This is a genomic window from Streptococcus sp. CP1998, from assembly GCF_041026655.1.
Lineage (GTDB): Bacteria > Bacillota > Bacilli > Lactobacillales > Streptococcaceae > Streptococcus > Streptococcus dentalis.
The window spans coordinates 940,329-967,145 of the sequence record NZ_CP163380.1 but is presented as its reverse complement, the minus strand read 5'-3'; the positions used below and the strand labels follow the sequence as shown (position 1 = coordinate 967,145).

Sequence of the window (26,817 nt, the reverse complement as noted above, 5' to 3'; positions counted from 1 at the left end):
CTCATTGTCATTAATTTGCTTTTGCTACGAGTTCTTCTGCAAAGGCTTCTAATTTTTCAATGTCTTCGTCTTCTGCAGACAAATCAACTTTGACACACTCAGAGCCTTTTTCAGCACCAGTCGCAGCGAAGCAACGGTCGAAATCATCAACTGCTTTACAGAATTCATCGTAGAAGGTATCACCTGATCCTACCACACCGTAAAGTTTGCCTTTGAGATCAAGGCCAGCCAAATCTTCGTAGAAATCTTGGATCTCATCTGGAAGCTCCCCATCACCGTAAGTATAAGTCGCTACCACTGCGATATCCGCATCAAGGAAGTCCTCAGCATCCACAGTTGTACACTCATCCACATCTACTTCGACACCAAGATCACGGAATTTGTCCGCTACGATATCCGCAATTTCTTCAGTATTTCCAGTCATACTAGCAAAAACAATCTTCGCTACAGTCATAATTTCCTCCCAAAAGCTATTTCCCGTATTATATCACTTTTTCAAGCATTTTGCACGAAACCTTTCCCGATAAGCTGAAAGAAAGAGCACGTTACAAGAATTTGGACCGATTCAACCTAGTCGCCCTCGTTTTCATTTAATTGATTGTTTAATTTCTTTCATCATATCCATCTCATTCTACCAAAATATTGATCTTCTGTAAAACCGCTTCCACAGCTCCTAATTAGTGATAAATGCTTGCTGGATGGGCCTTTCTTATGTTAAAATTGACAGAGAAAATGAGGTAATGTATGAACGTAATGAATGAAATTCTTGAAAAAATTCAAGCTTATGACACGATTATTATCCACCGTCATCAGAATCCGGATCCGGATGCGATTGGTAGCCAGGTGGGCTTGCGGGATCTCCTGCGTGCGCACTTCCCTCAAAAGCGGGTCTTGGCAACTGGCTATGATGAACCGACCTTGACTTGGCTTGCTGAGATGGATACTGTCAGCGATGAGGATTATAATGGAGCTTTGGTGATTGTCTGTGATACGGCCAATACTCCCCGCATCGATGACAAGCGCTATACGAATGGTGATTTCCTGATTAAGATCGACCACCACCCAAATGACGATGCTTATGGGGATCTGCTCTGGGTTGATACTGAGTCTAGCTCTACCAGTGAGTTGATCGCACTTTTTTCTAAGGAATTGGATCTCGAACTTCCTGTTAGTGCTGCTCGTCTCCTGTATGCTGGGATTGTCGGCGATACTGGTCGCTTCCTTTATCCTGCTACTTCGACTCGGACCTTTGAGATCGCTGCAACTCTTCGAAGCATTCCCTTTGATTTTACAGCACTTGCTCGGCAGATGGATACGATCAACCTTAAGACAGCTAAGCTTCAAGGCTATGTCTACGACCATCTCGAAATCGATGAACATGGCGCTGCGCGTGTTACATTGACACAAGAGCTCTTAAAGAAATTCGATCTACGTGATTCAGAGACTGCTGCAATTGTTGGGGCACCTGGGCGCATTGATACCGTGTCTGTTTGGGCTATCTTTGTCGAGCAGGCCGACGGTCACTTCCGTGTCCGGATGCGTAGCAAACGAAAAGTGATCAACGAAATTGCCAAACGTCATAATGGTGGTGGCCATCCACTAGCGAGTGGAGCCAACTCCTACTCCCTCGAAGAAAACGACCAAATCTACAAAGAGCTACAAGAAGTGGCTCGCACGAACGAAGGCTGAGAACGATTTCTCAGCCTTTATATCTTGGTCATGGGGTTTTCAATTGCTCCTTCTTATGGTAAAATAAAGCTAATAAAATTTTTAAGGAGACTTATTATGGAAAAAAATCGGTTGTTTATCATTATCTCTGCTGCGGTAGCGATTCTTAGCTCTTTCTTGCCATGGGCAAGCCTGAATGCTGGTGCTTTTGGTTCATACAGCTGGAATGGTCTTCGCGGAGATGGATGGTTCGTTATTATCTTCGCAGTCGTTGCGATTGTCCTTGCATGCTTGAATGATGTAAAATCTTCACTACCAAAAGGTTTTGCAATTGGTGTTATCGTATCTGGGGCTCTCTCAACTGTTGTAACATTGATTGATGTCTTCGGTGTGAATAAGTACGCTGCTAATTTCAATGGCTATGGCGTTTCAATGGGCTTTGGTTTGATCCTTGCTTTAATTGCAAGTATCGCTATTGTTGTGACTGGTCTCTTGGCGATGTCAGGTGGTAAAATCACTAAAGGAACATTCGAAGAACTTGCTGAATCTGGTAAAGGATTTGCCCAATCTGTTGGACGCGTGACAACTTCTACTGTAAAAACTGCTGTAAATGAAATCAAAAAAGAAACACACGAACACACTGAGGGACAAGCTGATCAACCAGTTGAAGCACCAAAAGATCCAAATCAATCTGAACAATAATAAGATTAGATTCACCTTGGCTTAGCCAGGGTGATTTTTTTGATCATTAATTTAAATAAAATTAGTGAAAATACTTGTCAAGATCCTGGAAATTTGGTAAACTAGCTTAGTAACAATCTATGGCTCGGAAAGAGACCATGGCAGAAAGGAAATATTGCAAAATGAAAAAAGATATCCATCCAGAATATCGCCCTGTTGTCTTCATGGACACTACTACTGGTTATAAGTTCCTCAGCGGTTCAACTAAGTACTCTAACGAAACAGTTGAATTCGAAGGTGAAACTTACCCATTGATCCGTGTTGAAATTTCATCAGACTCACACCCATTCTACACTGGACGTCAAAAGTTCACTCAAGCAGATGGACGTGTGGATCGTTTCAACAAAAAATACGGTCTCAAATAAGAACCAACACAGAACCACTTCCCTTTCGGGAGTGGTTTTTTTGAGTTCTATTTCCTTTATTGTGAAGTCACAAAATAAGAGGTTAGGATGTTGATCCCGACCTCTTTTTTCATCTTAATGGAACTGCATTCCACCATCCACGATAATGGTTTGTCCTGTGATGTAGTTTGAATCTGGTCCAGCAAGGAAGCTGACCGCTGCTGCTACATCTTCTGGTTCTGAAAGACGTTTCAAAGTGATATCTTTAGCGAATGTTTGCATACCCCATTCGTCGTCTTTGCCCGCGTTCTTCCCAACTTCATGAGCAATGTCAAACATCATTGGAGTCTTAACAATACCTGGTGCATAAGCATTTACAGTGATTCCTGAATCCGCCAAGTCACGCGCCAAAGTCTGTGTGATACCACGAACTGCAAATTTAGTACCACCATAAACAGTCAAGTTAGGGTTACCTACAACACCTGCTTGTGAAGTTGCATTGATGATTTTTCCGCCATGGCCAAGCGCTTTGAATTGAGCTTGTGCAGCTTGAGCACCCCAAATCACGCCACCAACGTTAATAGCAAATGTACGTGTAAATTGTTCTTCTGTAATTGTATCAAGTGGTGTAGTTGGCGCAACACCTGCATTGTTCACGACAACATTCAAATCTCCAAAATGGTCAACAACTTTTTGGAAAGAAAGACCACTTCTTCTTTTTTAGACACATCAGCTACGACTGCAAAAGCATTATCTGCTGACAACTCAGCAACTGCTTTTTCAGCTGTTTCAGCATTGTAGTCCAATACTCCGACCTTGAAGCCATCTTGCACCAAACGTTTTGCGATTGCAAAACCGATTCCTTGACCAGCACCTGTGACAATAGCTACTTTAGACATATGATTCCTCCTTGGTATCAACGATACCAGCAAATGTTCCTATCAGAACAGCAAGGGTTGACAACTAGTTTTGATGGGGTCTTTTATAAATATCCGACAAAACTATGCTAACAGTATACTCTTTTGTGAAAAACATTTCAAACTTTAGCCTATATTTTTGAAAAAAATAGTTTATTTATATGATATTTTTATTTAGTGATAAATGAACGAAAACGTGAAATAGAGTATGGCTTTTAACCAAAACAAATAACTGTTCTATTCTGTAAACCCTACATAAAAAGCCTTCTTTCGAAGGCTTCTTTTAAACTATTCGTTTGATTGATCCCTTTAGTCATCAGACTCTGCAAATACTTGAGTGGCTTTGACTGCTTTCTTCCACCCCTTGTACAGCTCTTCTTTACGGGATTCATTCATCTTTGGTTCAAAGATTTGAGCTGCTCCATGAAGAGATTTTAATTCTTCCAAGTCCTTCCAATAACCTACGGTCAGACCTGCTAGGAAGGCCGCTCCTAAAGCCGTTGTTTCCAGGTTTTTCGCGCGGGCAATCGCAATCCCAAGAATATCTGCCTGAAACTGCATTAAATAATCATTTTTCGCTGCTCCTCCGTCTACTTTTAGGACAGGGATAGGAGTTTTGGCGTCTACCTGCATGGTGTCGATGATATCGCGTACTTGATAGGCAATGGATTGAAGGGTTGCTTTGATAAAGTCTTCCTTGGTCGTTCCCCGGGTAAGTCCGAAGACAGAACCACGCGCCTCTTGGTTCCAATATGGTGCTCCAAGACCCGTAAAGGCAGGGACCACATAGATTTCATCCTGGTTCTGGGACTTCAGAGCATAGGCTTCAGATTCAGGTGAATTGTCTATCATTCGTAGACCGTCACGAAGCCACTGAATAGCACTCCCAGCGATAAAGATTGAGCCTTCAAGGGCATAGTAGACCTTGCCATTAATCCCATATCCAATCGTCGTCAGCAGGTTATTCTCTGATAACTGCATCTCTTCACCCGTATTCATGATGATGAAAGATCCAGTTCCATAAGTGTTTTTGACCATACCAGGTTCAAAGGCCAATTGGCCGAAGAGTGCAGCCTGCTGGTCTCCTGCCATCCCTGCAATCGGCACTTGTCCACCGTAGAAATGGAAAGGAGCTGTCTTACCATAGATTTCAGAGTTTGAACGCACCTCAGGAAGCATGGCTTTAGGAATGTTGAGGATTTCCAAAATCTCATCGTCCCATTTCAGTTCCTTGATATTGTAAAGCATGGTACGGGCAGCATTGGAATAGTCTGTCACATGGGCAGCTCCATCCGTCAGCTTCCAGACCAGCCAAGTATCAATGGTTCCAAAAAGTAATTCGCCCTTCTCCGCACGCTCTTGCGCCCCATCAACATGGTCCAAGATCCAACGAACTTTAGTCGCTGAAAAGTAGGCATCGATGACCAAACCTGTCTTTTGGTGGAAGGTTTCTACATAGCCTTGGTTTTTAAGTTCTTCAGCCAGTGGAGCCGTTTGCCGCGATTGCCAGACAATGGCATTGTATATAGGAAGGCCCGTGTTCTTATCCCAAACAACTGTCGTCTCCCGTTGATTGGTAATGCCGATCGCCCCGATTTGATTTGGCTTGATGCCACTTTCGATAAAGACCTCAGCGATCACCGACTGAACCGAGTTCCAAATCTCATTGGCATTGTGCTCCACCCAACCAGCCTGCGGAAAAATCTGAGTGAATTCCTTTTGACTAGAGCTGACTTGCTCGCCTTTTTTATTAAAAATGATAGCCCGCGAACTAGTGGTTCCCTGGTCAATCGCCATGATGAAAGTTTCTTGAGACATAAACTGCCCTCCTAGATTCGATACTGAAAAATCTTGTTCTTTCATAAACTAGTATACTCTATTTCACCATGGATTTGTATCCATTTTTTTAGAAAATCCGGTCTAACATTTTCCTACTGCTTCTAACTCTATCAAGAACAAATTAAAAGAGCCCCGAGGCTCTTTAAACTAGTAGTTCAAATGCTTATCAAGATCTGCCTTGATCTAACCGATTTAAAAACTCCATGGTCGGACTGTCTTGGTAAAGTTCTTTGAGAGGAATCTTCTGATAGACCGCTATTTCGTCCGCAGTCACACCGTAACGAATTAATAGATCATAAATACGATTTAAATCATGTCGTAATTCATCCGTTATGAGGACATTATCGCTTGTTTCTTTTGTTTTCCAATAATAAGATGGCAGAACTTCCTTGGTTTCAATTAAAATAGTTTGTAACAAAGTCCCACCATGGCTGTCTTTCTGAGAAATATCGGCCCCAAGTTCCAACATTTTCTCAAAAACCTTGAAAGACTGGTCAGCCTTTTCCTTAGACGAATACATCTCATATTGGCCATTCCAACGTTTGATCATGCGCCGGCAGTCAAATACAGCTCGTCCACCCGCTGTTTGGAGGACCGGTTGACAAAATGGATTCAGCTCTGTCGGCTCTTCGATAAAGTTAAGATCTGCCCCTCTATCAATGAGTAAGTCTGCAATATCTAAATGTCCCGATTTGATAGCAACTTGAAGGAGCGACTGTCCCTGATCTCTTTTAGGTTTGTCACCCGAAACAGCATTGACTTCTTCAGGCTTTTTATCCAATATCTGACGGACTCCCTCTAGATCTCCTCTTCGCAACAACTGAAAGGTTTTTTGCATGGTCTTTCCCCCTTTCCCATAATTGATAAGAATGACACTGTGTTGATACTTTGATCCTATCTCTAGGTTCTTCGTTAAACTGATTATACCATTTTATGGACTCTACATTAAAGTCCTAAAGGGTAAATAGAATGATTCCTTTTTCTATTCTTTCAATTAACTTCCAGTGCTATCTACCTTAAACCCATACTTACCTGCATTTCGTTTGAGTTTCTCCACTAGCTCTTCATTCCGCTTGCTTTTTCCAAAAAAGAAGGGAATAGTCTTTCCATTTCTAAGCTCGATATAAAAAGCATAGCGAGCCCCACCACCAGATCGTCCACGAAAAATTGCATAGGTGATTTGCTTGATTTCTTTCAGTGGGATCATTCGCCGACTGAAACACAGAGCGACATGGATATAGAAGATTCCATAGCTAATATGGAAAGGGGAAAAGAAGGGACCTCACTTACGTTTCACGATTGCCCTTCTTCTCAGGAAAAGGAGAACAGTGAAAATGAGCACATATAGAATCGGAGCATACTCCATTATCTTTCTAAATTCTAACACGCTGTCTTTCATCCTCTACTTCATCTCAACCCATTTTTCATTGTCCATGATAAAGGGCTTAGCCAGACCTTCGCCTGTGTAGTCTTGGTACTTGGTCTCCAAGTATTTGTAGACATCTTCTTTGGTCGCAAACTTGATAGCTTGATAGGGCTCTTCGAAGGTTAGCTTTTCGACAAAGAGATAGCCATCCTTGGCAGGAACCAAGACACCGACGTGGCCGACAAAAAGGGTATTTCCATCTAGGTTATCATGAACGATAACAGAAAGCATGCGCGCATTTTCATTGAACTTGAAGTGAGAAAAATACTCTTCCATCTTCTTGGCATGGACCTTGACATCCGTTGTTGCTTCTGTCGGAACCCGTGAATACAGAATGTTAAAAGCTTCCTTGTCTGCCTCATCGAAAACTTTTCCTTTGTCAATGGCATCATTGTCCACGAACAAGAGTTCACTATCCGCTTTCATCTTAGGAATCTCGATGCGGTTCTTCAGAAGAGTATAGCTATTGATCCGGCAGTTGGTCCCGACGAAATCACCTTTTTTCTTGGTCCACAAGTCACTGATCTTCCCAACATTGTAGTCTGTTTTCTTAAACTTTCTGAAGTCACCCGTCAAGCCGACCGAGCCAACAATGCTATCGTAATCCGTTACTAGACCCAAAAACTTGTCTACACTGTCCTTATCCAAATAAGCAGACAAAAGACTCCGCACTTCTTCGACACTTGCCTTGCTGTTGAGGTTGCTATAAGTTCCCTTGTAGCGCTCCTTATCTGAACTAGATTTCTGCACAGTGGAACTTTGCTGCTTTTCCTTGGATTGCTTTTGGTTGCTACCACAAGCCGCTAAAGCAAAGATTGCCAAAGCACAGCTAGTAAGGAGCATGATTTTTTTAGATGGTTTCATAAAATGGTTCCTTCTCTATTGATTAAAATGTTTGTACTATAAATTTTTCATATCGATAATCCTTCTCCTATATTATAGTTTAAAACTGGATTTGCTCCAACTATTTTTTACAAAATGAGAAAAGTTTATAAGTAGCAAAAAAGAGCTGGCAAACTGTCCAGCTCTTCAATGATAATGAATCTTATTTAATCTTGTGTTTGTTCATCTTTTCTTCAAAGATGGCTGTCATAATCATGCGGAGCTCTTCTCCTTCTTTTTCAGGAAGGTCTCCTTGACGTTTCGCCACGGCATAAAGTTCAGGGTATTGCTTAGCTACACGCTCAACTGTCTTGGTCGTCGCATGCCCTCTGACAAAGAATGGAATGCGTTTGATCCATTCTTGCGGTACAAGAGCAAGCAACTTCTTCGCCGCTTCTTTATCAGAAATCTCAGCTGTGCTCAAACCTTGCTTGATTTGTTCTTGTTCTTTTTCTGTAAAATCTTTTAATTCCATAGTAAACTCCTCATTTGTTTATCTAAGGACACATTATACACCTATGTAGAGGAAAGTACAACTAAAGGATTTCGGGAAATAGAGCAGGGAAAAGTCATCCCTTACTCTATATTTTAGTCGTTAAATTTTATGAAGTTTATCGATCTCCAATTTATTGTGGAGCATCTCCTCTCTGTTTTAAGTAAAAGTCACTTGCCTCCGTTAGTTTTTTATAATAATGATCGTAACTCTTACTAAATTGTCTAATCAGCGGAATAGCAAGTTCATAGTAGTGATGGTCGACCAAAAATGTTTTCAGTTGATCTTGAATGTGTTTCATTGGACTTGTTTTGTAATCATCACTGTTCAAATAGCTATCATAAATAGAAATCGTTTCCTTATTTTCATTATGCCACTTTTCATAATTTTCTACCGCGGCTATCTTGGCTTCATTAACGTCTTTTAGGGTCTGCATATTAAAACTAGAACTGAGTTCATCAATATAATCCTGTTCTTCTCTGCTTAATTCAAAGGTTGAAAGGCTATCTAAATATTGAATATACTTCTCAAATGCCTCTTCTCCATCTTTTGACAAAGGCTCTTGTAAAAAAGGTTGATAGGCAGCAAATAAGCATTGACATAAGTATCCTGGAAATGCTCTTTCGAGTCTCTTATAAATGGAATCCTCAGCTTCGATGACCGCAAGTTTTTCATTGATCAGATCCGTGTCTGCACCTTTAATATAGAGATCGAACACTACTTTCCGTTTCTCATCACTTTCTAGTTCTTGCTCTTTTCTTCTGAGAATACTAGATGCAGTAGCCCCATCTGACTTCAGACAGTCCTTTATTTCTGTTATGGTTAGCCCTAATTTTTTAAACAAGGCAATCTTATTCAGAATCTCTGCATCCTTTTCCGAATATTCCCTATACCCATTTTCTAGCCTCCGAGGATGAATAAAACCTTTTTCTTCATAGTATTCTAGTGCTTTTCGAGTTAAACCTGTTATTCTTTGAATATCATTTCTTAACATGATCTTGCACCCCCTTTACTATATGATACTCCTGTCCCCAAGGGGCATGTCAACCTTTACCTTATAAACAGAAGACGATCATTATTCAAATCACTTTCATCTCCTATTATAACAAGGTTCCACGAATAAATCAGTCATTAAAAAAGAAAAACAGCCAACCAATGGTTAACTGCTAAAAAAAGTTATCAAGTTAATTATTAGAAGAATCAATATTCGAATTTATTTTAAATCGTACTTCCAGTCTTCTCCATCTTGGTAGTAGAAAAATTCAGACAGGTCTTCTTCAAGAAAAATACGAATCATATCTTCCATATCTAAGGAGAGGTCTAGATTTGGCAATTCTTTCAGGTCCTCCCACCAGACTTCCCCCTCTTCAGAGGATATTAAGTCTCCTTCAAACTTTTCTGTCTTATAAAAGAGAACTACATAACGAATGCCGTCTTCTACCCAATCTTTCATTCCACACATCTGGGGAGATGCGATCCTTAAGCCAGTTTCTTCCTTCACTTCACGGATTACTGCTTCCGTAAATGATTCTCCCGCTTCGACATGACCTCCAGGAAAGGTTATGCCTGACCAGTCCTCTTTTTTACGATCCATAACAAGAACTCTATCGCCGTCTCTTACCATACAAAGATTTGTAAACTCAACGGTCTCATTCATACAGATACTTCCTAACTATGTTTGTCTTTTTCTTTAAGGATAGGATAAACAATCTGTACCCTATTCTACTTTTAGTTGCACTTGCGTATAGGCTAGCAGGTCACCTAGATGCTTCTTATCTTTCCGAAACATCGTCATTGCTAGTAAGGAAACTGCAAGTAGAGTCGCCGAAATAGAAAGGATAATGGATAACCCATCAAAATCACTATAGAAGCCATGAATCGTGCCCATATGACCGAGTTGCCAAGGTAAAAATTTAATGGTGTTTCTGATTAAGCTAGCTTGCACTGTTTTTTTCTGGTAGACCAATTCAAGTCCCGCTTTTACCTTCCCAAAACTGCCATCATTTTTATAATCCAAGAATGTGAACAGGAGCGTGATTGGCAAAACAGAGGTGAAAAATACAAGCCACTGCGACTGAACTTCTGTAAACTCTGGGACGCCATTAAAAAAGATGATGTAAATAAGCATCGAACCTAAAAACAGAAGAACTAAGTAAGCTAAAATGAAAAGATAATCGAATAGAAATTCCTTTATTCTTTTTTTAAACGGAATAGGATTGATTGCTAACATCTTCATCACCGTCTCCTCCTTTATCATTTGCTACTATTATACTATACTGACAACCATAAACCAACCATTTATAAAAAGAAGCCTTCAATCTCTCGATTCCAGGCTTCTTTCTTACTGCTCTTCCCTATAAATAACAAATCCATTTGGTTGGATGGTTAATTGTTCACCAGAGACGCTCCCCAGACTGATCAGATCTGCTTGTCCTCTTTCTAAGACAAAGTCTTTCTTAGAGTGGTTAAAGTAGGCTTTGAGAAGGTTGCCTTCATGCTGCCATTCTACTGCTACTACATCTGGCTCAACTTCTTCCAAGCTAACCTTGCCATGCTGGATTATTCCTGCCACTTCTTTTCGTAGCTGGATCAAGTCCTTCATAAAATTCAGCATGTCATTGTCCGCAGACACGCGCTCCCAAGGCATGACACGGCGGCAATCCGGGTCTGGGCCACCGATGAGAGCTAGCTCCGTTCCATAATAGATACATGGCGTTCCCCGTTGCAGATAGAGGAAGGCGAGGGCAGACTTGACGGACTGGAGATCCCCTTTTGCCGTCGTCAAGATGCGCTCTGTATCATGCGAGTCCAAGAGGTTGAACATCACTTCAGAGATCTGCTGCCTGTAGTACATAGACTGGCTATTGATCTCCCAAATGAAGCATTGCGTCTCCTTATGCCCACGCAGGAAATAATCCTTGATACTTTCAGAGAGGGGGTAGTTCATCACCGCATGGAACTCATCACCATTGAGCCATGGTTGGGACGAATGCCAGATTTCCCCGAGGATATAGAGGTCTGGCTTCTTGGCCAAGACCGCCTTACGGAAATCTCGCCAGAATTGATGATCGATTTCATTGGCCACGTCCAGTCGCCAAGCATCAATATCAAACTCTTCAATCCAGTATGTCGCCACCTTCAAGAGATAGGCCTTCACCTCTGGATTAGCCGTATTGAGCTTAGGCATATAGCCCGCAAAGGCAAAAGCATGGTAAGACAATTCGCGACTATTCCACAGATTTTCTGAGGAGACAGGGAACTCTTTGATATGGAACCAGTCCTTGTAAATCGAATCCTCCCCGTGTTTGACCACATCCTGCCATTGGGGGGAATCATAGCCAATATGGTTGAAGACGGCATCCAGCATGATCTTCATCCCACGCGCGTGAGCCTCTTTCACCAGCTGGCGGAAGGTTTCCTTATCTCCAAAATGTCGATCAATTTCAAAATAATCAATGGTATCATACTTGTGGTTGCTCGGCGATTCAAAAATCGGGCAAAGGTAGAGCCCTGTAATTCCTAGATCCTGCAAGTAGTCCAAGTGATCGATGATTCCCTGCAAATCTCCACCAAAGAAATCCAACATTGTAGGGGCAATAGACGCATCCCAAGGACGGACACCTTCTGGGGAAATGGCTGGATTCCCATTAGCGAAGCGCTCAGGGAAGATCTGATACCAAACTGTCTGAGCCACCCAATCTGGAACAGCACAACCATCAATCTCATGGATAAAAGGAAGCTTAAAGCCGTTCATGACGAAGTCCAGGTTCTCCTTGTTGTAGGCTGCCACACCTCTATCTCCGTACAAGATCTTCTCTCCCGCTGTGTCCTCTAATTCAAAGAGGTACTGGATCCGGGCATGGCCAACAGATACCGACACTTGCCAATAATCAAAGAGGTCGTCGGTCGTCACCTTGTCCATTTCCTTGGTTGCCTCATATAGATCCTCTATAAAAATAAAAGGATCCCCATAGTGCAAGACAATTCGTTTGATATCCTCTTTCTTGGTCCGGATGCGAATATGGAGCTGGCCATCCTTATAAAGATAGGCGTACTCCGATTCAGGCCGGTGGAAAATCGCTGTTAATTCCATCTGTCTCGTCTCCTACTTTCCTTTCCTTTCATCATTTACCAATTTATGCAAACGATTACACAAAACTCATTCCAGTATACTACTTTATAAAAACGTTTGCAATATCTTGTGAGATAATTTTAGACTACTCACTTTTTAAGATTGTAATGCAACACAAAAAGCCCAGCGATTGGGCTTTCTCATCATCTAAATGACTGACCCTCATTCCTTACTTGTATGCCGCTTCCCAAGACTGAGCGCTTGCTCTTCTGACATCTGAACCACCTTAGAAAAATTGGTATTGCGAGGCATACTGTCCAAAGAGTACCAATAAACATCAGCACTTCCATTTCTGGCCACATAAACAACTGGAGCCAGTTGACGAGTTGGCTGTGAAGGCTCTACAGGTTGAACTGGCTGTGCAGGCACTGCTGGCTGACTCGGTTGTGGTACTTGACTTGGTTTCGTCTCTACAGAAGGACTGGCTGGTTGTGGTTGACTACTTGGTTCCGTCGGCACTAAGGATGGTTTGGCGGTTCCCTTCAGATAGTCAATGGTCGCATTCTTGGAATAATTATCCAAGGTAACGGTGGTGATCCCATAAGCATCTACCGACTCTTTGGGGCTACTTAAATTGATTGGTAGAAGGTTGCCATCTCGATCAATTCCTACATATTGCAAGGTCACCTGCCGAGGAATCAATTCATCCCCCGTGTAGACAGGCGTCACCTTATAATCCAGCCAATAATTGGGGTGGGTAGCCAGCCAGCTATCGAGCCGTTTCTCGTAGTAGAGCATGCCCTCCACATTACTATCCGCTGTCCCTTTATAATTCCCCGTATTGGTCCAGGCAGTTAAAGGAACCAGATTTTTCCCTTCATTGGTCAGTCCACTAAATTGATAACCAATCAAATGCCCTCTGTGGAACAACCAGGCCTTCTTTCCTTTATTTCCATAAGCAATCTTATAATTGTGCCAGCCAACCGGATTATAGTTGAGATGTGGTTCTCTTTTTTTCTTTGGCTCATCCTTGTCCTGAAGCTGAATATGGGCTGAGGTCGCACGACCTAAATGATCAAAATCCCCCAGTACAAGCTGCTTACTGCCATTAAAAGGCAGTAGATGAAGACTCTGGTAATCAAGTCCAGTTTGCTGGGCTTGAGCCCCTTGAACAAAAGCCAAGGATATAAATACCGAGACCATCGCAACAATAACATTTTTCAAAAACCTTTTTGTAACCATGATTGAAACTCCCACATTTCTATCTAGTGATATTATAGCATAAAAAGCGGTTACAAACATAGAAGATAGGCAATTTCTTCTCCTATGTCAATTAGATTTTTTAATGAGTTTATTTTTACTTTAATATTCTTTAGTATTTAAAATAAGGACTATTATTTTAATACATAAAATAATACACAGCTATTCTAAAACAACTTATATTCATACCACTCTTCATCTACTTTCTGAAATCCCAAAGCCAAAAACATTCTTTGACTTTGAGTATTAAAAGGATAAATTTGAGCAGAGACCTGTACCATTTCTTTCTCTTTGGCCAGTTGTATCATTTCAGAAATACATCGTCTTCCAATCTGTAAATTCTGATACTCTTTGCTGATCACTATAGAAAGCTCTGAATTATCTTGAAGAGTCACATCTCCAACTAACACTCCCTCATATTGAATATAATAGCAAGAACCATGTGAAGTTAGGTAATCATACATTTTATGAAGTTTTGTTAGATCGTAAATCTGATCGGTATTATCCACTTGTTTGCAAACCTCACTATCTTGATACCAAAGAAGGGAGATGGCATCATTCCTATAATAGGGAATAAGAGTGATCTGTTCGTCTACTATTCTATTCATCATTACTTGTTCTTATTTCTATTTAGAGGTTTCTTCCGATACTTCAATATTCCCCATCAACCAATTGGACATCTTTTTTCCCTTGTCTTTATAAGGGTTGGGAGGAAACAAGGTAAATGGGGGAATGCTGGCATCGGGGAAGAATAGTTCTATGTTTATCGTTCGCTCACGATTATGATTGACGTAGGCTGTAAAATAGATATGGTAATGTCCACTCACATCACCACCATTATCATACTCGCCCCTAGCAGTATTTGGCAATAAGGTAACAGACTCTATGCCCTGCTTTTCCTGGGCTAACTGTGTAATGATCTCACTCTTAATAGCAGCCTCATGATTTCTGACGAAATTCCCATCATCACTATATCCAGGATGATCACTAAGAGAATAGAAAACAATGACCATCAGAAAGGGTAGGGAAATTAAAAAAATAATTAGCTTATTCGATTTTAACTTGGGGGTCCTTACTAATCTGAATCAATATTAAGAAATCTCACCTTATAGCCATCTTTGGTATATAAAAATTCTAATTGAAGGGTCATATCCACTAATTCTGAATTAGAAGTCATCTCATAGTCAACGGCAAACCCAGAATGGTCATAATAATCATAAATCTCCAATTGAGAATACTCATAAGGTGGATGGAAATTACATGCCACTCCATATTCATCAATCGTGTCAAAATCATTTAATTCAAGTGTTTTTTCAACATATCCAAAGAATTCATTTAAATCGTCAATCTCAGATTCGTCAACATAATTCTTTATATCTTCATAATTTTTTAAGTGAATATCTTTTAAAATATTTGTGATAACCTCTATAACTTTTTCTCTTTTTAAATCTATCGAAAAATCCCATAGGGAAATCCTTTCTCACTGTACATATTAGTTTACTGAGATGTACTTATCCCATCGCTTTAAGAGCCTATCCAAATAAGAATAAGCCTGATTTTTTATCTAATCTAGGAATTATGAATTAGTTGCTCCAATTCTACTTCTGAAAGATATCCATGATTGTATAGTTTACTTAACAAGGCTTCATCTACGGTAATTTCATAATAGTCAGTCACAAACTCATGAAATCTCTCAAAGCTATCAAAGAGGTAAGATAGCAACCATTCTCCGCCATCCTGATCTTGGTAAGTCTGTTGATGCGCGTGACCGTCATACCAGATAAAGAAGGTTGTTTCATCTTTTTGTTCTTCTGAATAAAGTGAGACATACTTTTCATCCAGTCCTTTATAAAAACTATCGATGATATCTTGATTCCACTCGTCAGCACCAAACTGGCTTAAACTACTTTCATGATCAAAGCCTTTTATAAGGATCATTTTATCAGTCAAAATCACATCTAAAGAATCACCAGATCCATTATCAATAAGATAGCGGACTCCATAGTCTTCCTCAGTCTTAATCACGAGTCTGAGCCAATCCTCACTCGGATCTGTCAGATATTCGTCAATGACTAGCAAGGCATCTAAGCGAGTCTTTATCTTGTCCCAATTAATCTTTCTCATCTCTAAAAAACCTCCATCTTATTCTTGCTATTTATCAAGATCACAAGCCCTATAACGAGCTGTTAGATAGCCTGAAAAGCTAATCTGAGGGATATTCCACTCATTAGGCAAATAAATGGAACAATCTACCTGATCACCTAGAGGGGAACTTGCTGAGAAGACATATCTTCCCAAATCCTCATTATTAGGATTTCTTTCAACTTGACTCAATCTGCTAGTATTGAACCAGTCTTTAAACAGTAACCAGATTTGCTCGGCATCTTCGTTTAATAGGGAGACTTTCAAGTTGTAACTAATTCCGACCCTACATCTTTTTTTGAATCCTAACTCATCAGCTTTACAAACTTTTATCGATCCCTTATCATACTGCCAGTTATCACTATCTAATAGGGGAAATTGAATAGATAGATTGTCTTTAAATCCCTGTATAGTATCACATAAATCTTTGGAGGCGGCTTCGAATAATTCTAGTTCTTCCATAGTCTTCTCTTTAATTTTCATAGCGAATCACATTCCGATTTAATCTGCATCAACCCAGATCTGGTATTTTTGACAATGGAGACATCTAAACAAATAACCACAGATAGGCCCCTCTTTAACCAAGTAATCTTCTACATCTTTATATTCTTCACGCGCTTCATAGTCTGCCAAGACTTGCTCAGCGATTCCCATATCCTTCAATTCTCGAGTTCCAACTGTACCCTGGTAAGCACAATAATCTTGGCAACAAGAAAGCCAATATTCTCCCTGCCAACTAGAGTAGCCTGGGGTCTGACAAAAAAGCAGCTGATTCTTTTCTGGATCCAATTCACCCTGCCACTCGGCATCTTGGATAAATTCTGCATCGAATTTTTTTGCTGCTTGACCGTTTGCAATGCAAGTTGGGCAGAGATGTTCTATCTCTTCAATACTGTAGGGTCTAAGAGCATAATAAACATTGCTTTCTTTCCCACAAGATGGACAAACCTTGGCTTCTCCTTCAACAAATGAACCTGTAGCCAACAGATCTGGATGATAGATAAAATGCGGCAAAGACTGTAATAGCTTCTGCCTATACTTCTTCTCCTCTTTTTTTAGAGGACGAGGAAGGGCAAAACGATCGCCATGACTCTGACTCATTTCTTGTAAACGGCTCAGTTTCTTTAATTGTTTTCGGTCTGGTTTATCTAAGATTTCGGTAAATAAGCTATAGGCACTAGTGTAGAGACCCAATTGGTCATATAGGTCAACTAAGACTTTTTTAGCTTCTAAATCTTCAGACTTAGCTAATTCATCAGCCAAATCATAGAGTGCCGCAACATTGGAAGAATTTCCATCTTGTTCCAGGTATTGCTTTTTTAAAGCAATATACTTTTCTAGAAATGGATTCATGGGACTACCTTTCTAATGGAATATAAAAACCTTAACAAATAGTCACTAAGACATTCCCCTTGTGGTTTAAGATTTCCTTGTAAAAGTCTTTCATTTTGACAAAACAGGTTAAAATATCATCCTTGATTTCTTCCTCTTCCTCAAGATAATCCCAAATATCAGGATACAAGTCGGCTTTCTTGCATGCTTCCATACTAAAGTCTTTCAAGGCCTTGTCCATATCAAATTCTTCTAAAGCTTGACTAATAGCCGCAATTCTCGATTTTTCAGTATAGGCGATATATTCAGATACATCTTCTAGAGGAGTCACCCCTAAAACAGCTTCTCTCAAGGGGTTGTCATCCAAAAATTCTGAACTACTAAATCCTGTCATGACAAAGAGAAGAGCATCCCACATTTTGTCGATATCTATTATGATATCATGAGTGTCAGCGGAGTCCTCAGCAAAGTCTAACAAGTCATCTTCTTGGTTAGAAAGAGCTTTTATTTGTTCTAATTCATTGTCTGGTAAATATTGATAATTGGCAATCATTCCCATGATTTTTCTCCTTTGAATCTTGTAGGATAATACTGATATTTCTAGCTCTATTTCTATAGAAAATGCTATAATGGAGCTAAGAAATTGTTTTATTGAATGTTAAATAAAGGGAAATAGTAATGTTCACTAGTATTGTTTTGGGTTTTTATGCTCTTTTCTTTCTATCCTTATCCTTTACTATCTACCTCTATATCAGACTTGTAGTTGCGGTTAAAAAAGGCAAAGACATTCCCAAATGGATTTACAAACTTGGCCATGCTGTTCAAGGTAGAATTCACGTTGACTATGAAGAAATCACTGATGCTAATGCCCTTAAAGAGATTCATTGGTTCTTACTGATCTATTTAATCGTAAATCTACTCGTATTGGCTGTCCTCTACTATCATAGTAATAGCTTTCCTCAAGCCATTTATGAATGTTTGAAAAAACAATTTTTCATCGTACTTGTTAGTACGGTTTTAAAAAGTATTGGTAAATTTGTTGTACTGGCTATAAGCAAAAACTTTCATAACAGTCATGTCTATGCATCAACCAACGCTGTTATCGGGACAGCTTTTTTAACAAGTTATGTTTTTATGTTCTGCATGATGATGAGTGGTCTTCCAGCTCAACCAGTTCCAGTAACCATTCAAGATACTACTGTCATTGTCGGGGAGACTAAGGTTTCCGAGCTTTTAGACCAAGGCTTCACCTTTGGAGATAAAGGCGCAGAGAGCTCCATCACCAATCCCAAGAACGACCACTTCTACTACGGTCAGCTTCTAGAAGTCAAGCGGGATAATCAGTCCTTTGGCTTTATGAGCCTTACTCCTACAGGAAAAGATACTGATCAACTTAAAAACTGCGTCATCACCTATTACAGAACACCTAAGGATAGCAAGCAACTAGAAAAAATTTTCATCAATCATGTCAAGCTAGCAAATCTCAAGCTCCAAGATTTTCAAACACGAAAATTAATCGATATCTTTGAAGTCAATCCAGCTGATTATAACGTCTCTGATAAAGATACCAACTTTATCCTAACTATCCAAACAGCAGATTACGACCTCTGGAAAAGATACCGGATTGAATCCAAGTTCAATTCAGATGGTTCGATTGATAGCTATGGAGTCAGAGCCCAGCATAGCATGTGGGAATGATTCACCATTTCCCCCTTTATCACATAAGCATTAAACTGGAAAAATATCGTCGACAAGTTTATAGGTTTCGATGAATCGAAGGCCAGAGGAACCTTTATCTCTAGTGATTTCTTCATAAATATCTTCTAAATTTTGGGCAGGTGCTAACATCCAAATTCTAAAAGGTTTAAGTTTCACCTGTCCAATTTTTTCAATATTTTCTAATAATTGCCCTAAATCTTTGTGATTGAACCAGCAATCTGTAACGAGAGCAAACTTTGTATTGTCCATCTTACAGGAGATTTGACTAGTCAAAAAATCATCGATGGAGGGCTTTTTTGTTTGTAAGAGGCGTGTGCAAGCCAAATGATACTCAAGCTTTCTAGGACTCTGCTCAACCATAGATACAAAGACAAGACCATACTCATCTTGGAATTTAACAGTAAGGAGATCTCCTTCTTCAAAATAAGGTTTACGTTTAGTCTTGGCTTTAGTGACCTTTAGAGGTCTAGGATTTTCAGTTTGCAACTGGATAGCAAGTTTATCCAAGACCTTTTGCCTTTGCTTCAAAGCCTTTGAATCTATTTCCAACCAAAATGGATCAGCCCCTTTTTTGATAAGCTCCAAGGTTTTATCTCTGATATCGTCTGTCAGGTGACCAATCTTCCACAGTGAGTAGGCAAGAGCAGTCCAATAAATTTCTGTAAAAAAGTCTGTTTGACAGTAATCTTTCTCCGCATCGAGGATATCCTTGATAATATTGGCTACATGATCACCATCTCTATAGCGACCAACTACCTCATTGTAAATGTCATACCCTTGATCACTGTCAATGATTTTAACGCCATCAATTGCCATTCTCAACTCCTAATTCTCAATTGACATCTTATTGATAAATCTCAAAGCTTATTTAATCTTATGCTTGTTCATTTTCTCTTGGAAAATATCTGTAAGAATTTGTCGCAATTCTTGAGCTTCCTTTTCAGGAAGTTAGCCTTCTTGTTCAGCTACAGCATACAACTCCGGATACTCGAGCGATACTCTCTTAACAGTACGTGTAATGGCATGTTTTCTAACAAAAAATGGAATCCGCTTAATCATATCTTGAGGAATTAATGCGATAATCTTATTTTACAAGATAGGTTTTCCCGATTTCCATTTTCATGATAGATATTTCTCCTTAAGAAGCTAGATAGTGCTAGATGTTTCTCTTTACTGCTCAATCCGTCTACTCAAGCAGTGGCATACACTCACAAAGAACTTTGTTTGACTATTGAATATCTTCCATCGCTTCTTTCACATATTCTTCGACATCTTCAATCTCTACAAACATTGGGTCTAAGTGACATAGGAAGTGCCAATCTTCGGTGTCGCGTTTTCTGTAGAGAATCGCTTCGCCGTCTTCACTTCCGAAAAAGCTTCTGTCAACTTCATACCCTTTGTTTTCTAGGAATGCTTTTGCCTTGCGGAAGTTTGCTTCTCGTGCTTCGACATAGGCTTTCACTTCATCGTTATTCACGACATATGCATCTACTTTTGTAGCTCCTTCGATCATTTTATCGTTTTTAACGGATATATTCGAAATTTCTTTCCAAATAATGTCCACATTTTCCTCAGAATTAAACGAAAATCTAGATAAAGGGACAATATTTCCATTGAAGACAATCTCCATATAATCCGGTAGATTTTTTGGATTAAAATACTCCACATCAAAACTATCTTCTTTTTCTAAAGTATATCCCGGGATTTGCGCTACAAAGGCTCTTCCCTCTTCTAAAGAATCAAACACGACTAAATCTTTTGAATAATTGTTTTGGTAAAATTCTAATAGATACATCATTAATCCTTTCAATATTTAGATAGAAGATAGTTTTTAGCAAACTAATATACTCAACACGTGAGGATAGAGATTCAAGCATTATTTTTACTAAATAGGATTGATTGCTAAAAATTTCACCAGCTTACCTCCTCTTGTCTCATCCTCAATTATAACACGTTTCCACTCACATATCAGATATTTATTATTGGACCAAATAACCTTTTGAAATAGAAAACAAGCTCACCAATTCATCAAGTCTATATTTTTTATGAGATTCTTCATTAATGCTAAAAGATTTACAGTTTAAATTTTATTAAAAATCCTTGTTCATGACCTTACGTAACGATGTATAATAGGTATGAGGAGGTGGGTAATGATGGCTAAATATAGAGCAATTCCGGAAGGATTTATGACAGTGGGGGAACTTGCTAAGAAAATGGGCATTACCATCCGTACTCTACAATATTACGATAAAGAGGGGCTACTTTCCCCATCGGCAGAAAGTGAGGGAGGTCGCAGGCTTTATACCGATAAAGATATAGTGCTACTCCATCAGATTCTATCATTAAAATCATTAGGCTTTTCTCTCAAGGATATAAAGGGGCGTTTGATCTCTTTGAAAACACCTGATGATGTTGCCAATGCTCTTACAGAGCAAGCAGATATTCTTCGTAAAAATATTGAACAACTTAAGGATTCTTTAGTCGCAATAGAGCAGTTAAAGGCAGAAGTTTTACAAATACAGACGGTCAATTTTAAGAAGTATGCAGACATTATTGTCAATCTACAGATGAAGAATGACTCCTACTCTCTCATTAAGCGCTTTGATGATGATACGCTCGACCAGATACGCAGTCGATTTGACAAGAAAAGTGGACAAGACTTTATGGACAGGTTGAACCACCTAAGTGATCAAATCGTGGAGCTTCAAAAAGAAAATGTACCAGCTGAAAGCGAACAAAGCCAACAGGTTGTGCAAGAATACTGGAGCTTGATTATGGAGTTTACAAATGGTGATATGAGCATGCTTCCGAAGTTGATGGAGGTTGGGAATATTGGCATCGCTACAAACGCTTGGGAAGAAAAACAAAAAATCGTCAATGATTATTTAGGACCTGCTTTACAAGTCTATTTTTCAAGGCTTGGAACCAATCCCCTTGAGGAGGTAGAACCATGAAAGACGCAATAGAGGTTTCTGGATTAAAGAAAAGTTATGGTAGCAATATGGTTCTTAGAGGTCTCGATTTTCAAATCAAACAAGGAGAAATCTTTGCTCTGCTCGGAGTGAACGGAGCTGGGAAAACAACAACACTTGAATGTATCGAAGGACTGAGAAAATATGATGGAGGCACTATTGTTGTAAACGGCAAAATGGGAATTCAACTGCAGTCATCTTCTTTGCCCGCCCATATCAAACCCATGGAAGCGATAAAGCTCTTTGCAAAATGGAATCATACAAAAATTGATGATGATATGCTTAAAGCTCTGGAAATAAAAAAAATTGAGAAGTTACAATACCTGCAATTATCCACGGGACAAAAAAGAAGACTACATCTCGCTCTTGCACTTATCAGTAATCCGGATATTATTTTTCTCGATGAACCGACAGCGGGACTTGATGTTGAAGGAAGACTATCCCTCCATGAACAAATCCGAAAGCTCAAATCACAGGGCAAGACAATTGTTTTGGCAAGCCACGATATGGCCGAAGTTGAAACCTTATGTGACCGCATTGCTATTTTGAATAGTGGAAAGATTGTCTTTTGTGGTACTCCTTCAGAACTGACAGACAGGTTGGGAAGAAACTATTTCATCCATTTAAAGACCCAGGACGGAGAGAAATCTTTTGAAACAGATACGATCGAGGACACTTTGATTTCATTATTGGAAGAATGCAAACAGAAACATATCCAAATACTGGATATTAAGGTGGATCGTGGCACACTGGAGCAGCATTTCATCGAAATGGCAAGGAGGGGATCGGAATGAATGGTTTTTTATATAGCCTAGCATTACAGTGGAAATTGGACATACGAAGTAAGTCTCTCCTGGTTACTTACTATGTTGTACCGCTTATTTTCTTTCTTCTCATGGGTGGTATTTTTACTTCCGTTATACCTGATATGGAAAGCACACTCATACAGTCAATGATTGTCATGAGTGTTTCCATGGGGGCCTTTCTCGGCTTACCGCCTTCCTTGATTGAAACATACGGAAGCGACATAAAAAAGATTTATAAAGCAAATGGTGTGCCTATTCATTTAGGATTGGTGACAATGGTTCTCTCTGCCTTTCTTCATTTAATGATTACCTGCATGGTGATCCTACTACTTGCTCCAATTTTATTTAAAGCAAATCTACCAAGTCAATTTCCCTTATTCTTTCTCGCGCTTGCCATCTACATTTTTGTATCGTTGAGTATCGGAAGTATACTGGGCCTTACTGTTAATAATCAAGCAAAGCTGACCATGATAGCACAACTTATCTTTTTACCATCAATTATGCTCTCAGGAATCATGTTTCCCATCACCTTACTGCCTGATTTTCTCCAAGCAATAGGGCGTCTTTCCCCCGCTTCTTGGGGATTCCGATTGATGGTCGATTATGGTTTTGGTCTTGAAAACCTTTGGTATCTGATTCTTGTATCCTGTATCTCAGTAATGACTTGTATCCTCCTCTTGAATCAGCAAAAATCTAACTAGGTGCCTGAATAAATCCATGGCAACATTAACTTTTAAGCAAAAGCGACGAGATTGTTACTTATCCCGTCGCTTTAGTGTTTTTGGTTGTTTTTACTAATCTCTGTTATGTTATTGAAACTTCTTGCTCCCATCGGCTAAGCACATCTTTTAAAGGCTCATCTAGATAGGTATAGGCCTTGTCCTTTATCCAATCAGGGATTCCATAAGCTGCTTCGGCGATACTTCCTGTGATAGCAGCAAGAGTATCACTATCCCCACCAAGAGAAATCGCATTTCGAATAGCATCTTCAAAATCTGTACTTTCAAGAAAGGCAATGATGGCCTGAGGTACCGTATTCTGGCAAGTTTCATTAAAACGATAAGTAGGACGAATTTCATCTAGTGTTTGAGAAAGATTATATCCATACTCTTGTTCTATGTGTTCCTTGATGAGTCTCTTACACTCTGTAGGATTATCGTTGATCGGTTTTCCATAGTCGCCACTGTAACCTCCAAAGTAATAACGACACATAAAGATAGCATCAGACGTCGCCATAGCCCCTTTGACCCCCTCTGGATGGTTATGAGTCACCTCTGCAGAAAGTCGTGCAAGAGCTATTCTGGACGGCCAGGCTCCCGTTCGTGCACAGAAACTACAATCCATGGTCCAGGCACATGGAGAAACACGCATGGCTGAGCCATTGCCAAAGCTATTATAAGGTTCTCGATCGTCGCCATCAACCCAATTCCCAAATCTTGCACCGTAACCTGCATCGGGATACATCCTACCATATTTTTTCATGGCGTCAATAAAGTCATCCTTCTGACCGCCATTCATAATGGCTTCTGCAACAGCACAAGTCATAACCATATCATCAGTGAAAAAACAATCCTCACGAAATAATGGAAAGTCTTTCGTTTTAATGTTGTCCCATTCATAAACAGAACCTACAATGTCTCCAACTATTGCTCCTAGCATCAGATTCCTCCTTATGATATATCAGATTCATCACACATTTCCAATGGATCGCTCTTTAAAAATGGTACCACCAAATCAACCCACTCTTGAGGTAGATAAGCTGATAAATAGCCGTGGTTATAGCCCTTTGCTTCATACAGGATCGTATTTGGATGTAGCTGCTGAAATAATTTTGCCGATGCTTTCACACAGTTCAATTCTTTTCCACCATAGATATAGAGAACCTGCGCCTTGCTTGCAGAAATTGTGTCCTTCAGCTTGTAACGCCCCATATAGGTTCTGTAAATGCTCACCAATGTTTTGATAGGTGTCCTTGGCAGATCCTCCAAATAATAAGCTTTTATCTCCTCTGGATAAGCCAGGTTAGGATAGAGTTTGTTCATTATGCTTAATTGAAGTTTGCAAGAGAATTTACTGAACATCAGTTTACCAAATAGAACTACTAGAAAGATGCTGATTTTAGCTAACCTTGGTTGTGGAATACAGAGACTTCCATCTATGGTGGTCTTCTCAGCTATCTCGCTGTCTAATGACAAAAGCTCCATGGCAATTTGACCTCCAAGTGAAACACCACCAATCGCAAACAACTTCCCACCACAGTTTGCTTTGACATAGTCTAGGATCTCCAAAGCAGAATCTTCCGTAGAAACATAATCGAGTTGATATTCTTCACCGTGCCCATTCAGCGTGGGTAGAATAACACGGTAGTCTTTTGATAAGATCCGTGCTTGACGAAGATAATTCCACCAAGAACTGCCACCGCCATGTATCAGTAAGATAGGAGGCAAATTCTTATCACCAAATTCATGGAATTTCATGTTTAAACTCCTTACAGTACCACTCCAACCTGTAGTGATAAAAATCATTTGTAATAAAAATAGTTAGATGAGTTTGAATTTGAGCAAATAATTGTGGCATATTTTCCCAAATTGATATTCCAACGTTTACATTATTCAGTCTTCTTCTTGTTCAAGTACCAACTAGGAATGATTTGCTTCATATCATCATACCATTCTAAAATTTCCTTAGCTTGATGTTGCATTACTACTATTTCTTCAGCTCCGTATGGTACAGCCCATGACAGAGCACCAACTATGTTATTTAGAATATAGATGGCAAGAAGTTTCCAAAATAATTCTGGAACCTTACCATCAAAATATCCATCTATCATACCAGATGCAAAAAAGGGAGAGACTTGAGCAGACCATACAATACGATTGAATTCCTCCCAAGGATCTCCGATATCAAATCGATCAAAGTCAATGATATAAATTTTACAATCTTCACCAATCATGAAATTCCCGATATGATAATCTCCATGTTGGAAAACCTGAGGTCTATCTTTTAACAATTCTCGATTTGCATTTAAATAATCAATAAAAATCTGACCATTTTCGTATTGAACGGGACATTCTTTGTATTTTTTGATTTTGTCATCAATTTTTCGATTATAAAAGACCTCCCAATCTTCACGAACTTCTGTAACAGGGAGTGAATGAATTTTTTGAAGGATTCTTCCCGCTTCTACTCCATAAGTATATTGTTGTTCTTTCGAAATAGTTAAAATGGTTTCTCGAGCATCTTTCCCGTCTATCCATTCGTGTAAAGAATGTACTTCGTCATCGCAGAGTTCTATGCTAATCGGTTTACACATCGGAACTCCAAGAGAAGCTACTTTTTCCATCATATCAAATTCAAATCTTTTAGAATCTAACTTCTCCTTATCAGAAACACGCAAGAAATATTTTTGCTGTTTTTGATCTGTCACACAATATTTTTTATCATCTGACCAGCCTTTATTTATGGCTATCTTACTACTAAAATCCACCAATAACTCCTCGATTAACTTTACAACATTACTATATTCTTAACTAATGAAAAGTAATTCGTAGTCCGTCCATTCTTTTACACTTCCTAAAGATACATAAATTTTGACCACGTTCTGAAATTATAATTTCTTCTTAAAATGAATAATTCTATTTGCCTCCTGAAATCCAATATTGAGATGAAATCTTATAGAGTCCGTATTAGTTAAAGTACAGTCACTTGCAAATTCCTTACATCCTTTATTTTTCGCCCATTCCTCACATTTTGCACAGAGATTTTTAGCAATATCCTTTAAACGATATTCCTCGTCGACAATAATCCCTTCTAAGAATCCAACAGGACTATATTTACAACCTTCAACATAATCAAATCTGAGTGAACATAGTGCTAACCCTACAATTGTGTCACCTTTAACTTCTGTAAAGATTGCAGTATTTTTGCCATTCGTATATTTTTTTACTTCATCAATAGCTTCTTTATCGGTCAATTGGGGCCATAATTGTTTCATTAGTTCAGCCGTTTTTATAGAATCTTTTGTTATTCCATCCATATTGATGTTCCTCCGCAAATTACAAGCAAATGTTTCGAATCATGCTGTTACTTTGTTACTCATTGATTGATACCAATACCATACCCTTCTACTTTTCGCTGTCTCAGATCGGAAGAGTAGAGTCACACACTCAGCGGTTCGGACTTACCGTATCATTTCGTCGTAAAC

The 26,817-nt window shown here is 39.5% G+C and carries 30 protein-coding genes and 3 pseudogenes; 7 read left to right on the top strand and 26 right to left on the bottom strand.

The features are described from left to right. Positions 1 to 10: 10 nt before the first annotated feature. Positions 11 to 454 carry a flavodoxin gene (locus AB4X21_RS05025; RefSeq protein ID WP_003007049.1) on the bottom strand — a complete coding sequence of 148 codons (444 nt, stop codon included), beginning with the start codon at positions 452 to 454 and terminating at the stop codon, positions 11 to 13. 290 nt (positions 455 to 744) lie between these two features. Here AB4X21_RS05025 and AB4X21_RS05020 point away from each other — a divergent pair, with 290 nt between their 5' ends. From AB4X21_RS05020 to AB4X21_RS05010, 3 genes are all read left to right on the top strand, one after another. Next, positions 745 to 1,689 carry a bifunctional oligoribonuclease/PAP phosphatase NrnA gene (locus AB4X21_RS05020; RefSeq protein ID WP_369088318.1) on the top strand — a complete coding sequence of 315 codons (945 nt, stop codon included), beginning with the start codon at positions 745 to 747 and terminating at the stop codon, positions 1,687 to 1,689. Between the two features lie 96 nt (positions 1,690 to 1,785). Then, a complete protein-coding gene (locus AB4X21_RS05015) occupies positions 1,786 to 2,370 on the top strand; it encodes a lantibiotic ABC transporter permease (protein WP_369088317.1) in 585 nt (194 codons plus the stop codon). Between the two features lie 161 nt (positions 2,371 to 2,531). Next, positions 2,532 to 2,774, top strand: coding sequence for a type B 50S ribosomal protein L31 (locus tag AB4X21_RS05010; RefSeq protein WP_023023047.1), 243 nt, complete (start codon positions 2,532 to 2,534; stop codon positions 2,772 to 2,774). Between the two features lie 114 nt (positions 2,775 to 2,888). On the opposite strand, the pseudogene AB4X21_RS05005 reads toward AB4X21_RS05010, so the two are convergent. From AB4X21_RS05005 to AB4X21_RS04920, 18 genes and pseudogenes are all read right to left on the bottom strand, one after another. Next, a pseudogene (locus AB4X21_RS05005) lies at positions 2,889 to 3,652 on the bottom strand ((S)-acetoin forming diacetyl reductase). 327 nt (positions 3,653 to 3,979) lie between these two features. Next, positions 3,980 to 5,488, bottom strand: a complete 1,509-nt coding sequence (gene glpK / locus AB4X21_RS05000; protein WP_369088316.1) for a glycerol kinase GlpK — start codon at positions 5,486 to 5,488, stop codon at positions 3,980 to 3,982. A 187-nt stretch (positions 5,489 to 5,675) separates the two neighbouring features. Further along, positions 5,676 to 6,347 carry an ankyrin repeat domain-containing protein gene (locus tag AB4X21_RS04995; protein ID WP_369088315.1) on the bottom strand — a complete coding sequence of 224 codons (672 nt, stop codon included), beginning with the start codon at positions 6,345 to 6,347 and terminating at the stop codon, positions 5,676 to 5,678. A 156-nt stretch (positions 6,348 to 6,503) separates the two neighbouring features. Then, positions 6,504 to 6,908, bottom strand: a pseudogene (locus AB4X21_RS04990) (hypothetical protein). 3 nt (positions 6,909 to 6,911) lie between these two features. Then, complete coding sequence (locus AB4X21_RS04985) at positions 6,912 to 7,799, bottom strand: DUF4300 family protein (protein WP_369088314.1); 888 nt, start codon at positions 7,797 to 7,799, stop codon at positions 6,912 to 6,914. Between the two features lie 181 nt (positions 7,800 to 7,980). Beyond that, positions 7,981 to 8,292 (bottom strand): hypothetical protein, encoded by a 312-nt coding sequence (locus AB4X21_RS04980; protein WP_155171687.1) that lies wholly within the window; start codon positions 8,290 to 8,292, stop codon positions 7,981 to 7,983. Between the two features lie 151 nt (positions 8,293 to 8,443). Next, positions 8,444 to 9,304: a MerR family transcriptional regulator gene (locus AB4X21_RS04975; RefSeq protein ID WP_369088313.1), complete on the bottom strand. Its 861-nt coding sequence runs from the start codon at positions 9,302 to 9,304 to the stop codon at positions 8,444 to 8,446. Between the two features lie 219 nt (positions 9,305 to 9,523). Next, positions 9,524 to 9,967, bottom strand: a complete 444-nt coding sequence (locus tag AB4X21_RS04970; protein ID WP_369088312.1) for an 8-oxo-dGTP diphosphatase — start codon at positions 9,965 to 9,967, stop codon at positions 9,524 to 9,526. A 60-nt stretch (positions 9,968 to 10,027) separates the two neighbouring features. After that, the gene (locus AB4X21_RS04965; RefSeq protein ID WP_369088311.1) at positions 10,028 to 10,567 is read right to left on the bottom strand and encodes an RDD family protein; all 540 of its coding nucleotides are present in this window, start codon (positions 10,565 to 10,567) and stop codon (positions 10,028 to 10,030) included. An 84-nt stretch (positions 10,568 to 10,651) separates the two neighbouring features. After that, the gene (locus AB4X21_RS04960) at positions 10,652 to 12,403 is read right to left on the bottom strand and encodes a glycoside hydrolase family 13 protein (protein ID WP_369088310.1); all 1,752 of its coding nucleotides are present in this window, start codon (positions 12,401 to 12,403) and stop codon (positions 10,652 to 10,654) included. Positions 12,404 to 12,604: 201 nt separating this feature from the next. Next, the gene (locus tag AB4X21_RS04955; protein WP_369088309.1) at positions 12,605 to 13,624 is read right to left on the bottom strand and encodes a DNA/RNA non-specific endonuclease; all 1,020 of its coding nucleotides are present in this window, start codon (positions 13,622 to 13,624) and stop codon (positions 12,605 to 12,607) included. Between the two features lie 185 nt (positions 13,625 to 13,809). Then, positions 13,810 to 14,253 carry a GNAT family N-acetyltransferase gene (locus tag AB4X21_RS04950; protein WP_369088308.1) on the bottom strand — a complete coding sequence of 148 codons (444 nt, stop codon included), beginning with the start codon at positions 14,251 to 14,253 and terminating at the stop codon, positions 13,810 to 13,812. A gap of 15 nt (positions 14,254 to 14,268) precedes the next feature. After that, the gene (locus AB4X21_RS04945; protein WP_369088307.1) at positions 14,269 to 14,655 is read right to left on the bottom strand and encodes a hypothetical protein; all 387 of its coding nucleotides are present in this window, start codon (positions 14,653 to 14,655) and stop codon (positions 14,269 to 14,271) included. Between the two features lie 62 nt (positions 14,656 to 14,717). Further along, on the bottom strand, positions 14,718 to 15,116 hold the full coding sequence (locus AB4X21_RS04940) for a hypothetical protein (RefSeq protein ID WP_369088365.1): 399 nt from the start codon (positions 15,114 to 15,116) through the stop codon (positions 14,718 to 14,720). Between the two features lie 95 nt (positions 15,117 to 15,211). Next, positions 15,212 to 15,766, bottom strand: coding sequence for a hypothetical protein (locus AB4X21_RS04935; protein ID WP_070674179.1), 555 nt, complete (start codon positions 15,764 to 15,766; stop codon positions 15,212 to 15,214). Positions 15,767 to 15,793: 27 nt separating this feature from the next. Then, a complete protein-coding gene (locus AB4X21_RS04930; protein WP_369088306.1) occupies positions 15,794 to 16,267 on the bottom strand; it encodes a hypothetical protein in 474 nt (157 codons plus the stop codon). 18 nt (positions 16,268 to 16,285) lie between these two features. Then, positions 16,286 to 17,137: a CbrC family protein gene (locus AB4X21_RS04925; RefSeq protein WP_369088305.1), complete on the bottom strand. Its 852-nt coding sequence runs from the start codon at positions 17,135 to 17,137 to the stop codon at positions 16,286 to 16,288. 31 nt (positions 17,138 to 17,168) lie between these two features. Then, positions 17,169 to 17,675, bottom strand: coding sequence for a YfbM family protein (locus tag AB4X21_RS04920; protein WP_118094899.1), 507 nt, complete (start codon positions 17,673 to 17,675; stop codon positions 17,169 to 17,171). Positions 17,676 to 17,794: 119 nt separating this feature from the next. On the opposite strand from AB4X21_RS04920, the gene AB4X21_RS04915 reads away from it, so the two are divergent. Then, positions 17,795 to 18,814, top strand: coding sequence for a hypothetical protein (locus AB4X21_RS04915; RefSeq protein ID WP_003011613.1), 1,020 nt, complete (start codon positions 17,795 to 17,797; stop codon positions 18,812 to 18,814). 30 nt (positions 18,815 to 18,844) lie between these two features. On the opposite strand, the gene AB4X21_RS04910 is transcribed toward AB4X21_RS04915, so the two are convergent. The 3 genes and pseudogenes from AB4X21_RS04910 to AB4X21_RS04900 form a co-directional block, all read right to left on the bottom strand. After that, entirely contained in the window at positions 18,845 to 19,651 is an 807-nt protein-coding gene (locus AB4X21_RS04910; RefSeq protein WP_369088304.1) for a hypothetical protein, read from the bottom strand. A gap of 48 nt (positions 19,652 to 19,699) precedes the next feature. Then, positions 19,700 to 19,894, bottom strand: a pseudogene (locus AB4X21_RS04905) (hypothetical protein). A 169-nt stretch (positions 19,895 to 20,063) separates the two neighbouring features. Further along, positions 20,064 to 20,630, bottom strand: coding sequence for a hypothetical protein (locus AB4X21_RS04900; protein WP_369088364.1), 567 nt, complete (start codon positions 20,628 to 20,630; stop codon positions 20,064 to 20,066). Between the two features lie 355 nt (positions 20,631 to 20,985). Here AB4X21_RS04900 and AB4X21_RS04895 point away from each other — a divergent pair, with 355 nt between their 5' ends. Genes AB4X21_RS04895 through AB4X21_RS04885 form a run of 3 tightly spaced genes read left to right on the top strand, consistent with a single transcriptional unit; the run spans position 20,986 to position 23,314 of the window. Continuing rightward, positions 20,986 to 21,789 carry a MerR family transcriptional regulator gene (locus tag AB4X21_RS04895; protein WP_173018859.1) on the top strand — a complete coding sequence of 268 codons (804 nt, stop codon included), beginning with the start codon at positions 20,986 to 20,988 and terminating at the stop codon, positions 21,787 to 21,789. Further along, positions 21,786 to 22,601, top strand: a complete 816-nt coding sequence (locus AB4X21_RS04890; RefSeq protein ID WP_155171653.1) for an ABC transporter ATP-binding protein — start codon at positions 21,786 to 21,788, stop codon at positions 22,599 to 22,601. The genes AB4X21_RS04895 and AB4X21_RS04890 overlap by 4 nt, the downstream gene beginning before the upstream one ends. Continuing rightward, positions 22,598 to 23,314 (top strand): ABC transporter permease, encoded by a 717-nt coding sequence (locus AB4X21_RS04885; RefSeq protein ID WP_155171651.1) that lies wholly within the window; start codon positions 22,598 to 22,600, stop codon positions 23,312 to 23,314. Before AB4X21_RS04890 ends, AB4X21_RS04885 begins: the two co-directional genes overlap by 4 nt. A gap of 103 nt (positions 23,315 to 23,417) precedes the next feature. Here the strand turns inward: AB4X21_RS04885 and AB4X21_RS04880 are convergent, their stop codons facing one another. The 4 genes from AB4X21_RS04880 to aac(6') form a co-directional block, all read right to left on the bottom strand. Then, entirely contained in the window at positions 23,418 to 24,272 is an 855-nt protein-coding gene (locus AB4X21_RS04880; protein WP_369088303.1) for an ADP-ribosylglycohydrolase family protein, read from the bottom strand. An 11-nt stretch (positions 24,273 to 24,283) separates the two neighbouring features. Beyond that, complete coding sequence (locus AB4X21_RS04875) at positions 24,284 to 25,090, bottom strand: alpha/beta fold hydrolase (protein WP_369088302.1); 807 nt, start codon at positions 25,088 to 25,090, stop codon at positions 24,284 to 24,286. A gap of 131 nt (positions 25,091 to 25,221) precedes the next feature. Further along, complete coding sequence (locus AB4X21_RS04870) at positions 25,222 to 26,100, bottom strand: aminoglycoside phosphotransferase family protein (RefSeq protein ID WP_369088301.1); 879 nt, start codon at positions 26,098 to 26,100, stop codon at positions 25,222 to 25,224. A gap of 120 nt (positions 26,101 to 26,220) precedes the next feature. After that, entirely contained in the window at positions 26,221 to 26,649 is a 429-nt protein-coding gene (aac(6'), locus tag AB4X21_RS04865) for an aminoglycoside 6'-N-acetyltransferase (protein ID WP_369088300.1), read from the bottom strand. Positions 26,650 to 26,817 lie beyond the last annotated feature (168 nt).

What these genes read in the sequence shown, in the direction of transcription:
- AB4X21_RS05025 (WP_003007049.1), bottom strand. Translation starts at nt 454, where the DNA reads ATGACTGTAGCGAAGATTGTTTTTGCTAGTATGACTGGAAATACTGAA.
- AB4X21_RS05020 (WP_369088318.1), top strand. Translation starts at nt 745, where the DNA reads ATGAACGTAATGAATGAAATTCTTGAAAAAATTCAAGCTTATGACACG.
- AB4X21_RS05015 (WP_369088317.1), top strand. Translation starts at nt 1,786, where the DNA reads ATGGAAAAAAATCGGTTGTTTATCATTATCTCTGCTGCGGTAGCGATT.
- AB4X21_RS05010 (WP_023023047.1), top strand. Translation starts at nt 2,532, where the DNA reads ATGAAAAAAGATATCCATCCAGAATATCGCCCTGTTGTCTTCATGGAC.
- glpK (WP_369088316.1), bottom strand. Translation starts at nt 5,488, where the DNA reads ATGTCTCAAGAAACTTTCATCATGGCGATTGACCAGGGAACCACTAGT.
- AB4X21_RS04995 (WP_369088315.1), bottom strand. Translation starts at nt 6,347, where the DNA reads ATGCAAAAAACCTTTCAGTTGTTGCGAAGAGGAGATCTAGAGGGAGTC.
- AB4X21_RS04985 (WP_369088314.1), bottom strand. Translation starts at nt 7,799, where the DNA reads ATGAAACCATCTAAAAAAATCATGCTCCTTACTAGCTGTGCTTTGGCA.
- AB4X21_RS04980 (WP_155171687.1), bottom strand. Translation starts at nt 8,292, where the DNA reads ATGGAATTAAAAGATTTTACAGAAAAAGAACAAGAACAAATCAAGCAA.
- AB4X21_RS04975 (WP_369088313.1), bottom strand. Translation starts at nt 9,304, where the DNA reads ATGTTAAGAAATGATATTCAAAGAATAACAGGTTTAACTCGAAAAGCA.
- AB4X21_RS04970 (WP_369088312.1), bottom strand. Translation starts at nt 9,967, where the DNA reads ATGAATGAGACCGTTGAGTTTACAAATCTTTGTATGGTAAGAGACGGC.
- AB4X21_RS04965 (WP_369088311.1), bottom strand. Translation starts at nt 10,567, where the DNA reads ATGATAAAGGAGGAGACGGTGATGAAGATGTTAGCAATCAATCCTATT.
- AB4X21_RS04960 (WP_369088310.1), bottom strand. Translation starts at nt 12,403, where the DNA reads ATGGAATTAACAGCGATTTTCCACCGGCCTGAATCGGAGTACGCCTAT.
- AB4X21_RS04955 (WP_369088309.1), bottom strand. Translation starts at nt 13,624, where the DNA reads ATGGTTACAAAAAGGTTTTTGAAAAATGTTATTGTTGCGATGGTCTCG.
- AB4X21_RS04950 (WP_369088308.1), bottom strand. Translation starts at nt 14,253, where the DNA reads ATGATGAATAGAATAGTAGACGAACAGATCACTCTTATTCCCTATTAT.
- AB4X21_RS04945 (WP_369088307.1), bottom strand. Translation starts at nt 14,655, where the DNA reads ATGGTCATTGTTTTCTATTCTCTTAGTGATCATCCTGGATATAGTGAT.
- AB4X21_RS04935 (WP_070674179.1), bottom strand. Translation starts at nt 15,766, where the DNA reads ATGAGAAAGATTAATTGGGACAAGATAAAGACTCGCTTAGATGCCTTG.
- AB4X21_RS04930 (WP_369088306.1), bottom strand. Translation starts at nt 16,267, where the DNA reads ATGAAAATTAAAGAGAAGACTATGGAAGAACTAGAATTATTCGAAGCC.
- AB4X21_RS04925 (WP_369088305.1), bottom strand. Translation starts at nt 17,137, where the DNA reads ATGAATCCATTTCTAGAAAAGTATATTGCTTTAAAAAAGCAATACCTG.
- AB4X21_RS04920 (WP_118094899.1), bottom strand. Translation starts at nt 17,675, where the DNA reads ATGGGAATGATTGCCAATTATCAATATTTACCAGACAATGAATTAGAA.
- AB4X21_RS04915 (WP_003011613.1), top strand. Translation starts at nt 17,795, where the DNA reads ATGTTCACTAGTATTGTTTTGGGTTTTTATGCTCTTTTCTTTCTATCC.
- AB4X21_RS04910 (WP_369088304.1), bottom strand. Translation starts at nt 19,651, where the DNA reads ATGGCAATTGATGGCGTTAAAATCATTGACAGTGATCAAGGGTATGAC.
- AB4X21_RS04900 (WP_369088364.1), bottom strand. Translation starts at nt 20,630, where the DNA reads ATGTATCTATTAGAATTTTACCAAAACAATTATTCAAAAGATTTAGTC.
- AB4X21_RS04895 (WP_173018859.1), top strand. Translation starts at nt 20,986, where the DNA reads ATGATGGCTAAATATAGAGCAATTCCGGAAGGATTTATGACAGTGGGG.
- AB4X21_RS04890 (WP_155171653.1), top strand. Translation starts at nt 21,786, where the DNA reads ATGAAAGACGCAATAGAGGTTTCTGGATTAAAGAAAAGTTATGGTAGC.
- AB4X21_RS04885 (WP_155171651.1), top strand. Translation starts at nt 22,598, where the DNA reads ATGAATGGTTTTTTATATAGCCTAGCATTACAGTGGAAATTGGACATA.
- AB4X21_RS04880 (WP_369088303.1), bottom strand. Translation starts at nt 24,272, where the DNA reads ATGCTAGGAGCAATAGTTGGAGACATTGTAGGTTCTGTTTATGAATGG.
- AB4X21_RS04875 (WP_369088302.1), bottom strand. Translation starts at nt 25,090, where the DNA reads ATGAAATTCCATGAATTTGGTGATAAGAATTTGCCTCCTATCTTACTG.